The 9,561-nt window shown below is 71.5% G+C and carries 9 protein-coding genes; 3 read left to right on the top strand and 6 right to left on the bottom strand.

Annotated elements, in window-relative coordinates:
• Positions 1-48 precede the first annotated feature (48 nt).
• Positions 49-429, bottom strand: a complete 381-nt coding sequence (locus ABT08_RS10925) for a VOC family protein (protein WP_045246688.1) — start codon at positions 427-429, stop codon at positions 49-51.
• Positions 430-520: 91 nt separating this feature from the next.
• On the bottom strand, positions 521-988 hold the full coding sequence (gene rraA / locus ABT08_RS10920) for a ribonuclease E activity regulator RraA (protein WP_056206621.1): 468 nt from the start codon (positions 986-988) through the stop codon (positions 521-523).
• Between the two features lie 176 nt (positions 989-1,164).
• On the opposite strand from rraA, the gene ABT08_RS10915 reads away from it, so the two are divergent.
• On the top strand, positions 1,165-1,746 hold the full coding sequence (locus tag ABT08_RS10915) for a nitroreductase family protein (protein WP_045246690.1): 582 nt from the start codon (positions 1,165-1,167) through the stop codon (positions 1,744-1,746).
• Positions 1,747-1,821: 75 nt separating this feature from the next.
• On the opposite strand, the gene ABT08_RS10910 is transcribed toward ABT08_RS10915, so the two are convergent.
• The gene (locus tag ABT08_RS10910) at positions 1,822-4,020 is read right to left on the bottom strand and encodes an ATP-dependent Clp protease ATP-binding subunit (RefSeq protein ID WP_082486290.1); all 2,199 of its coding nucleotides are present in this window, start codon (positions 4,018-4,020) and stop codon (positions 1,822-1,824) included.
• 159 nt (positions 4,021-4,179) lie between these two features.
• Here ABT08_RS10910 and ABT08_RS10905 point away from each other — a divergent pair, with 159 nt between their 5' ends.
• A complete protein-coding gene (locus tag ABT08_RS10905; RefSeq protein ID WP_288114947.1) occupies positions 4,180-5,208 on the top strand; it encodes an agmatine deiminase family protein in 1,029 nt (342 codons plus the stop codon).
• The gene (locus ABT08_RS10900; RefSeq protein WP_288114946.1) at positions 5,205-6,908 is read left to right on the top strand and encodes an amidase; all 1,704 of its coding nucleotides are present in this window, start codon (positions 5,205-5,207) and stop codon (positions 6,906-6,908) included. The genes ABT08_RS10905 and ABT08_RS10900 overlap by 4 nt, the downstream gene beginning before the upstream one ends.
• 60 nt (positions 6,909-6,968) lie before the next feature.
• Here ABT08_RS10900 and ABT08_RS10895 read toward each other — a convergent pair whose 3' ends face one another.
• The 3 genes from ABT08_RS10895 to ABT08_RS10885 form a co-directional block, all read right to left on the bottom strand.
• The gene (locus tag ABT08_RS10895; RefSeq protein WP_056206624.1) at positions 6,969-7,601 is read right to left on the bottom strand and encodes a DUF1989 domain-containing protein; all 633 of its coding nucleotides are present in this window, start codon (positions 7,599-7,601) and stop codon (positions 6,969-6,971) included.
• Positions 7,602-7,636: 35 nt separating this feature from the next.
• Positions 7,637-9,175 carry a hydantoinase B/oxoprolinase family protein gene (locus ABT08_RS10890; protein ID WP_056518950.1) on the bottom strand — a complete coding sequence of 513 codons (1,539 nt, stop codon included), beginning with the start codon at positions 9,173-9,175 and terminating at the stop codon, positions 7,637-7,639.
• 11 nt (positions 9,176-9,186) lie between these two features.
• Positions 9,187-9,561, bottom strand: a 375-nt coding sequence (locus tag ABT08_RS10885; protein ID WP_288114944.1) for a hypothetical protein, incomplete at its 5' end; no start/stop codon positions are given.

The raw sequence follows: 9,561 nt of genomic DNA, 5'->3' as shown, positions 1-9,561 counted from the left end.
GGAGCGAGTGGGGCGATCGCTCGCAGAGCGCCGAAGCGCCAGCGAGCGCTAGCTGCGCGAGAGCACGGCCAGCACGTTGCCGGCGGGGTCGCGGAACCAGGCGATGTCGGGGCCCCAGCCCCGCACGATGCCCTTCGCATCGGACGGCACCTGGTCGTCGGGATAGATCTTCGTCTCGACGCCGCGGGCACGCAGGTCGTCGACCGCGGCATCCACGTCGTCGACCGAGAAGTTCATGATCGTGAAGCTCGCCGGCTCGTGGTTGGGTTTCGAGTACGCGAGCACCCGGCCGCCGGAGGGCAGTGTGATGTCGAGGAAGCCCATCGCGTTCACCTCGACGTCGAGCCCCAGCGTGTCGCCGTAGAAGACCCGAGCCGCCTCGACGTCGTCGACGCTGAATCCGCTGAACGCCCCTTCGGTCGTGAACACGGCCGCCTCCTTCGCGCGCGGGGAACTCGAACGCCTCCACACTGCTCCGCGCCGGCCGCGCTGTAAAGGGCGGGGAATGCCGCGGCCCCCCTCAGCGCTCGACGAGCACCCCGTCGGCATCGGCCCAGACGTGCAGTCCCGGCGCGAACACGACCCCGCCGATCACGATCGGCACGTCGACCTCGCCGACGCCCTCCTTCGCGGACTTTCGCGGGTTCGAGCCGAGCGCCTTCACGCCCAGGTCGAGGCCGCCGATCGCCTCACGGTCACGGATCGCGCCGAACACGATGATGCCCGCCCACCCGTTCGCGACGGCGGATGCCGCAATGAGGTCGCCGACGAGCGCCGACTCCAGCGACCCTCCCCCGTCGACGACGAGCACCGCCCCGTCGCCGGGCGTCGCGAGCGTCGCCTTCACGAGGGCGTTGTCGCGGTGGCAGCGGATCGTTCGCACCGGCCCGTCGAACGCGGTGCGCCCGCCGATGTCCTGGAACGGCACCGACAGCGAATCAAGGTCGTCGCCGCGCTCGTCGTAGAGGTCGGCCGTCGCGATGGTCATGACCCCACGGTACGGGCCGGATGCCGCGGCATCCGCTCTGTTGCGCGGGGAAGATCGCCGATCCTTCTGTATCGGTCAATGACAACCTGTGCGTACCTGGGAACACCTCATCGCGTCATGCTGTTGGATGCACTGGGCCGACGACGTCCCGCGCCATCCGATTCCGAGGAGCAGACATGTCTCAGTCCATCGCGCATCCCGCGCTCATCGAGGCCCCCGTGCTCGACGTCTTCGCCGAGCGCTGGAGCACCCGTATCTTCGACGCCACCGCCGTCATCGACGAGGACGCCCTGCGCAGCGTGCTCGAGGCCGCGCGCTGGGCGCCGTCCGCGTCGAACACGCAGCCGTGGCACTTCATCGTGGGCCGCCGCGGCACCGACACCCACGCCAAGCTCTTCGACGGGTTGCTCGACTTCAACCAGGCCTGGGCGGGCACCGCCTCGGTGCTGATCGCGTTCGTCACCGAGACCGAGCGCGACGGCAGGGCGCTGCCGTGGAGCGAGTACGACCTCGGCCAGTCCGCCGCGTTCCTCACCGTGCAGGCCCACGCCGAGGGACTCGCCACCCACCAGATGGGCGGCATCGACCGCGCCAAGCTGCGGGCGGCGTTCGACCTGCCCGCGACCTACGAGCCCGTCTCGATCATGGCGGTCGGCACGCTCGGCGACCCGCAGCTCGCCTCCGAGCAGCTGCGCGAGCGCGAGGCCGCGCCGCGTGTGCGCAACTCGCTCGAGGGCATCCTCATCGCGAACGACTGAGCCGCGGCATCCGTCGCACGACACCCGAGACCCCCGGCGCCGACGCGGCGCGCGGGGGCGTCGGAGGCGGGGCGCTCAGTCCTCGATGATCGCCTCGATGACGTCGCCCTCGTCGTCGGCGGCGGGCGCCTGGCCGTCGCTCGTCAGCACGAGCTGCGAGCCCGCGGCATCCACGTCGACACGTACCACGTCACCGTCGTGCACGCGTCCGGAGAGGATCGCCATCGCGAGGCGGTCCTGGATCTCCGACTGGATGAGGCGGCGCAGCGGACGCGCGCCGAACACCGGGTCGTATCCGCGCTCGGCCAGCCAGGTGCGGGCGTCGGGGGTCACGGCGAGGGTGAGGCGCCGCTCCTTCAGCCTGCGCTGCAGGGCGTCGACCGACAGTTCGACGATCTGGGCGAGGTCGTCCTCGGTGAGCGCCTGGAAGATCACGACGTCGTCGAGACGGTTGACGAACTCGGGACGGAATGCCTGGCGCACGAGCGCCTGCACCTGCTCCCGCTTCTCGTCGGGGGTGAGCAGCGGGTCGATCAGGATCGGCGAGCCGAGGTTCGACGTCAGGATCAGGATCACGTTCGTGAAGTCGACGGTGCGGCCCTGGCCGTCGGTGAGGCGGCCGTCGTCCATGACCTGCAGCAGCACGTCGAACACCTCGGGGTGCGCCTTCTCGACCTCGTCGAGCAGCACGACGCTGTAGGGGCGCCGACGCACGGCTTCGGTGAGCTGACCGCCCTGCTCGTAGCCGACGTATCCCGGAGGGGCGCCGACCAGGCGCGACACCGAGTGCTTCTCGCCGTACTCCGACATGTCGATGCGCACCATGGCGCGCTCGTCGTCGAAGAGGAACTCGGCGAGCGCCTTCGCGAGCTCGGTCTTGCCGACACCGGTCGGCCCGAGGAACAGGAACGATCCGGTCGGGCGGTTCGGGTCGCTGATGCCGGCGCGCGAGCGGCGCACCGCGTCGGACACCGTGCGCACGGCCGGCTTCTGGCCGATGAGCCGCCGGCCGAGCTCGGCCTCGAGGTGCACGAGCTTCTCGGTCTCGCCCTGCAGCAGGCGCCCCACCGGGATGCCCGTCCACGCGGCGATCACGGCAGCGATGTCCTCGTCGGTCACCTGGTCGCCGACCATGCGCTCATCGGTCGACTCGGCCTGCTCGGCGGCGACGAGCTCGCGCTCGAGCGCCGGGATCTCGGCGTACAGCAGCCGCGACGCCTTCTCGAGGTTGCCCTCGCGCTGGGCGCGCTCCGCCTCGACGCGGGCGGCGTCGAGGCGGGTCTTGAGGTCGCCGACGCGGTTGAGCGAGGCGCGCTCGCGCTCCCACCGGGCCTGCAGCTCGGTGAGTCGGGACTCCTCGGCGGCGAGGTCGGTGCGCAGCTTCTCGAGACGCTCCTTCGAGGCCGCGTCCTTCTCCTTCTTGAGGGCGAGCTCTTCGAGCTTGAGCCGGTCGACGTGGCGGCGCAGCTCGTCGATCTCGAGCGGAGCGGAGTCGATCTCCATGCGCAACCGCGACGCGGCCTCGTCGATCAGGTCGATGGCCTTGTCGGGCAGCTGGCGCGAGGGCAGGTAGCGGTTCGAGAGGGATGCCGCGGCCACCAGCGCCCCGTCGGCGATGGCCACCTTGTGGTGGGCCTCGTAGCGCTCCTTGAGTCCGCGCAGGATCGCGATCGTGTCCTCGACGCTCGGCTCGCCGACGTAGACCTGCTGGAAGCGGCGCTCGAGTGCGGCATCCTTCTCGATGAACTCGCGGTACTCGTCGAGGGTGGTGGCGCCGATGAGGCGCAGCTCACCGCGGGCGAGCATGGGCTTGAGCATGTTGGATGCCGCGACCGACCCTTCGCCGCCGCCGGCACCCATCAGCACATGCAGCTCGTCGATGAAGGTGATGACGCGGCCCTCGGACTCGGTGATCTCCTTCAGCACGCTCTTGAGGCGCTCCTCGAACTGGCCGCGGTACATCGCGCCGGCGACGAGGGCGGAGATGTCGAGGGAGACGAGCTCCTTGTTCTTGAGCGACTCGGCGACGTCGCCCGCGACGATGCGCTGGGCGAGGCCTTCGACGACGGCGGTCTTGCCGACGCCGGGCTCGCCGATGAGGACGGGGTTGTTCTTGGTGCGTCGGGTGAGCACCTGGCTGACGCGGCGGATCTCGCTGTCGCGTCCGATGACGGGGTCGAGCTTGCCCTGGCGGGCGCGCTCGGTGAGGTTGATGCCGAACTGCTCGAGGGCGCTCTGCGCCTCCTCCTGGCCCGGCTGCGGTGTGGCGTTCATGATGCTCCTGAAGTTCGCTGCTCAAAGTTGAGTCTTACGCGCTCAAGTTTAGCACTCGCGGATGTCGAGCGCTACGGGGTGGGCCGGAGGTATCGTGCCCCGAGAGGCGCATCCACCCGCGCGCCCCACGCGAACGAACGGACGCCCATGGCCTGGCGCATGCCCTCCGAAACCGCCCCGCACGACCGCACCTGGATGGCCTTCCCGGTCGAGGGCGTCACCCTGGGCGACACCGACGCGCTGCGCGAGGAGGGCTACCGCGCGTGGACCGACGTCGCACTCGCCGTCGCCGAGTTCGAGCCGGTCACGATGGTCGTCGACCCGTCCGAGACCGCGCGGGCGCGGCGCCTGCTGGGCGGCGCGGTCGAGATCGTCGAGGCCCCGCTCGACGAGTTCTGGATCCGCGACTTCGGCCCCACCTTCGTCGTCGACGCCGACCGACCCGGCGCGCTCGGCGCCGTCGACTGGGTGTTCAACGGCTGGGGCTCCCCCGACTGGGCGAACGCGGCGCTCTCGAACGAGATCGCCGGCATCGTCGCCGCCCTCGTCGGCGCCGAGCGCATCCCGTCGCTGCTCGTGAACGAGGGCGGTGGCATCCACGTCGACGGCGAGGGCACCGTGCTCGCGACCGACACCGTGCAGCTCGGCGCGGAGCGAAACCCGTTCGCGACCCGCGAGCGCGTCGAGGCGGAGTTCGCGCGCACCCTCGGCACCACCCGCACGGTGTGGCTGCCCCGCGGCCTCACCCGCGACTACGACCGCTTCGGCACGAAGGGCCACGTCGACATCGTCGCCACGATCCCCTCGCCCGGCCGCCTGCTGCTGCACGACCAGCGGGATGCGGGGCACCCCGACCACGCGGTCACCCGCGACCTCGTCGACCTGCTGTCGCAGGAGACGGATGCCGCGGGCCGCCCCTTCGAGATCGTGCGCCTTCCCGCCCCGTCGACGCTCCGCGACGCGCACGGCGTCGTCGACTGGAGCTACGTCAACCACCTCGTCGTCAACGGCGGCGTGATCGCGTGCGGCTTCGGCGACGAGCGCGCGGACGCCGACGCGCGGGCGATCCTCGCCGAGGCCTACCCGGGCCGCCGCGTCGTGTCGGTCGAGTCGCGTCCGATCTTCGATCGGGGCGGCGGCATCCACTGCATCACGCAGCAGCAGCCCTCCCTCGGCGCGTCGGCATGATCGACGTCGTCGAGGCGTCGATCGCCGAGCTGCGGTCGGCCCCCGAGGACGGCCGCACGACGAGCGTCGCGCTCGTCGACGCCTACCTCGCGCGCATCGCCGCCTACGACGCCCCCGGCACCCCCACCGCACTCAACGCCGTCATCGTGGCGAACCCCGATGCGCGGGCGGAGGCCGCGGCATCCGATGCCCGACGCGCCCGCGGCGAGGGACGCGGGCCGCTCGAGGGCATCCCGTACACCGCGAAGGACAGCTACCTGGTGCGCGGCCTCACCGCGGCGGCAGGCAGCCCCGCGTTCGCCGACCTCGTCGCCCAGCGTGACGCGTTCACGATCGAGCGGCTGCGGGCTGCGGGCGCGATCTGCCTCGGCCTCACCAACATGCCGCCGATGGCCAACGGCGGCATGCAGCGCGGGGTCTACGGGCGGGCCGAGAGCCCGTATGACGCCGACCACCTGACGGCGCCGTTCGGCTCCGGCTCGTCGAACGGCTCCGGCACGGCGACCGCCGCGAGCTTCGCCGCGTTCGGGCTCGGCGAGGAGACCTGGTCGAGCGGGCGCGGCCCGGCCTCCCACAACGCGCTCTGCGCCTACACACCCTCGCGCGGGGTGATCTCGGTGCGCGGCAACTGGCCGCTCGTGCCCACGATGGACGTCGTCGTCCCCCACACCCGCACGATGGCCGACCTGCTCGAGGTGCTCGACGTCATCGTCGCCGACGACCCCGAGACGCGCGGCGACCTGTGGCGCACCCAGACGTGGGTGACGATCCCCGCGGCGTCCGCCGTGCGCCCCGCCTCCTACCCCGCTCTCGCCCACGGCACCGACGTCCTGCAGGGAGTCACCGTCGGCGTGCCCCGCATGTACATCAACGCCGACCCCGACGCCGGCACCGCGGCATCCCCGGGGATCGGCGGCCCCACCGGGCGCCGCATCGTCACCCGCGACAGCGTCATCGCGCTGTGGCAGGCGGCGCGCGCCGACCTCGAGGCGCACGGCGCGCGGGTCGTCGAGGTCGACCTGCCCGTCGTCAGCAACTACGAGGGCGACCGGCCCGGGGCATCCACCATCGCCACCCGCGGACTCGTGTCGCCCGCCTATCTGCGGCGCGAGATCGTCGACCTGTCGGCGTGGGCGATGGAGGAGTTCCTCGCGGCGAACGGCGACCCGGCGCTGCACTCGCTCGCCGGCGTCGACGGCCACCGCATCTTCCCGGCCCCGCCCGGCGCGCTGCCCGACCGCTACGACGGGTTCGAGGACGACCTCGTCACCTACCCCGACTGGGTGCGCGCGCACCCCGGCGCCGGGTGGGAGGGCATGCCCGAGCTCGAGGACGGCCTGCGCGGACTCGAGGAGACCCGACGCATCGACCTCGAGCAGTGGATGGACGCCCAGGGCCTCGACGTGCTCGCCTTCCCCGCCGTCGCCGACATCGCACGCGCCGACATGGACGTGAACCCCGCCTCGGCCGACGCCGGCTGGGCCAACGGCGTCTGGGTCGCGAACGGCAACCTGGCGATCCGGCACCTCGGCATCCCGACCGTCACCGTGCCGATGGGGCTGCTCGCCGACATCCGCATGCCCGTCGGACTCACGTTCGCCGGCCGCGCCTACGACGACGAGCGGATGCTGCGCCTCGCCGCCGCGTTCGAGGCGATCCGGCCGCGGCGCGTGGCGCCGCCGCGCACGCCCGCGCTCTGACGCGGATGGGGCGGGCGCGCCGGTCGCCCGGCACGGCCCGCCCCATCGGCGTGCGGCGCGTCAGGCCACCGTCACCTGCATCGGCGTCACGTGGAACGCGTTGCACGGGTTGTGCTCCTCCGGGCAGTTCGACAGACCCACGTAGAGGTCGTCGAGCGCTTCGAGCACGATGCAGTCGCCGGCCTTCGTCGTCGGCTCGACGATCTCCATGCGTCCGTCGGCGTGATGGATGATGTTCATGAAGAGCGAGATGCACTGGTCGGGGTTGATCTTCGTCTCGTCCAGACCCAGCTCGCGCCAGTCGCCGACGAGGTTGTCGAGGCATCCCCAGGTCTCCTCGACCCCGTAGCGGATCGAGTTCGAGTACTTCGAGCAGTAGCCGCCGGTCATGTTGTGGATGCCGTTGTCGTCGCGCACTACGCGGAACATCGGGCGGCAGCGGTCGGAGTAGATCGTGTACCCCTCGTTGAGGTCCCACTTGCCCGAGCTCACGCGCGTGAACATCGCCGACAGGCGCTCGTCGGGGTCGGAGACCATCGAGGCGATGAAGTCCATGACCTGCTGCCCCTCGAGGTCGGTGATCGTGAGAGTCTGCCCCTTGCGGAGGGCCAGCGCGAGGCGCCCCTTGGGAGCGAGCACGGTGGATCCCGGCTCCGCCCAGGCGATCGTGGTCGTGTCGTGTGCGTCAGTCATGTGTGTTCCTTCGTCCGTCGTCGTCAGCAGGTCTGTCATCGGGCGCCGTATCCGCCGCCGCCCGGAGTGCGCATGAGGATGCGGGATCCCGGCGCCCAGCGGATGCGCCCCTTGGGTTCGGCGACATCGCTGCCGTCGACCCGCAGCACTCCCGGGGCGCCGTCGCCGCCGCCGGCGAGACCCGGCGCGGCGTGCTCGATGCGCTCCGTGAGGAAGATCACGTCGAGCGGGGCGTCGTGCCGAGACACCAGCGCGACCTCCTGGCCGTCGCCGCCGCGCCACGCGCCCTCGCCGCCCGAGCCGCGCACGATCGACTTCGACTCGACGAGCACGGGAGCCTGGCTCTCGACGATCTCGACGGGCGTGTTCGACACGTTGCTCGGCGTCGACAGCGTCGCGTAGCCGGCCTGGCCGCGCGCGGCGCCCTGACCGCCGTTGAAGCACAGCAGCGAGGCGAACGGACCGGTCTCCTTCTCGCCGCGGATGCCGACCACCCAGAAGGGCGTGCCGGCGGCCGCCGAGACCCGGTCGGGCAGCACGTCGGCGAGCGCGCGGGAGAGCACCGAGGGGATGGCGTGCGCGGGGAAGTTGGCGCTCACCGCCGCGTTCGTTCGCGGGTTCAGCAGCGACCCTTCCGGCACGCGGATCGCGATGGGGCGCAGGGCGCCCTCGTTGTTCGGCAGCTCGGGTGCCAGCAGGCACGCGAGCCCGTACCGGGTGTAGCCGAAGGTCGGCGAGGCGGAGTTGATGCCGAACGTCGACTGGCGCGAGGTGCCCTCGTAGTCGACGGTCATCGAATCGCCGTGCACCTCGACCGAGACCACGATCGTCTTCGGCTCCTCGAAGCCGTCGAGATCGATCGAGGCCGCGTAGTGGCCGTCGGGGATCTCGGCGATCGAGGCGCGCACCGCGCGCTCGGTGGCGTCGCAGATGTGGGCCGCGGCCTCGTCGAGATCGAGCCCCGCGTCGCTGTCGAGCAGCGCCGTCACGCGGCGCTCGCCCAGCGCGTTCGCAGCGATGAGCGCGTCGACGTCGCCGAGCACCTGCGCGGGAACCCGCACGTTCGCGGCGAGGATGCGGCGCACGAGGGCGTTCGGCACGCCCGCTTCCACAAGCTTCACGGGCGGCAGGCAGAAGCCCTCTTCGAACGCATCCTGCGCGAACGCGCCCTCGGAGGTGCCGCCGATGTCGGAGAGATGGCAGATCGAGGCGACGTAAGCCACGATGCGACCGTCGCGGAAGACGGGGGTGGCCGCGGTCAGGTCGGGCAGGTGCGTGTTGCCGTAGCGCGGCGAGTTGGTGGCGATCACGTCGCCCGGCCGCAGGTTGTGCTCGCCGAGCTCCGCCACCATCGCGCGCACGGTGCCCGCGACGGTTCCGGTGAACACGGGCACCGAGCGCCCGTACTCGACGAGCAGGTCGCCGCGCGCGGTGAGCACGGCGCAGGCCAGGTCGTTCGACTCCCGCACCACCGAGCTGAAGGCGGTGCGCAGCAGCACCGCCGCCATCTCATCGGCGACGGAGATGAGTCGCTGCCAGACGATCTGCAGCGTCGCTGCATCCCACTGGGTCATGGTGTGTACTCCTAGAACTCAGGCGTGTCGGAGGCTGTCGCCTCGGGGAAATGGCGCTCGAGCAGCTGGCGATCGAGCAGGATCTGTCGGACGATGCCCGCGACGACCGCCGGGGTGGGCGCGTCATCCGAGAAGTCCTGGGCGGCGTTACCGGCCTTCAGGTAGACCGGGGCGGCGACCCGCACGAACTCGGGCACGTCGTAGCCGCGCACGAAGCCGCCGGTCGAACGGGGGTTGTCGGTGTGCAGGTCGAGTGCGACCGCGGTCGTCGCGCGCACGGCGGCGAGCATCGCGACATCCAGATCGCGCTGCAGGTTGACCGAGTCGGCACCCGCATCGGCAAGCAGGAGCGCATGGGCGGGGTTGGCGGCACCCATGTTCGAGGA

Origin of the sequence: Microbacterium sp. SCN 71-21, from assembly GCF_001725695.1 — a bacterium.
In the GTDB taxonomy this organism is placed as follows: Bacteria; Actinomycetota; Actinomycetes; order Actinomycetales; family Microbacteriaceae; genus Microbacterium; species Microbacterium ginsengisoli.
Note: the sequence above shows the minus strand (reverse complement) of the source record. Positions and strands in the feature narration are given on the sequence as shown.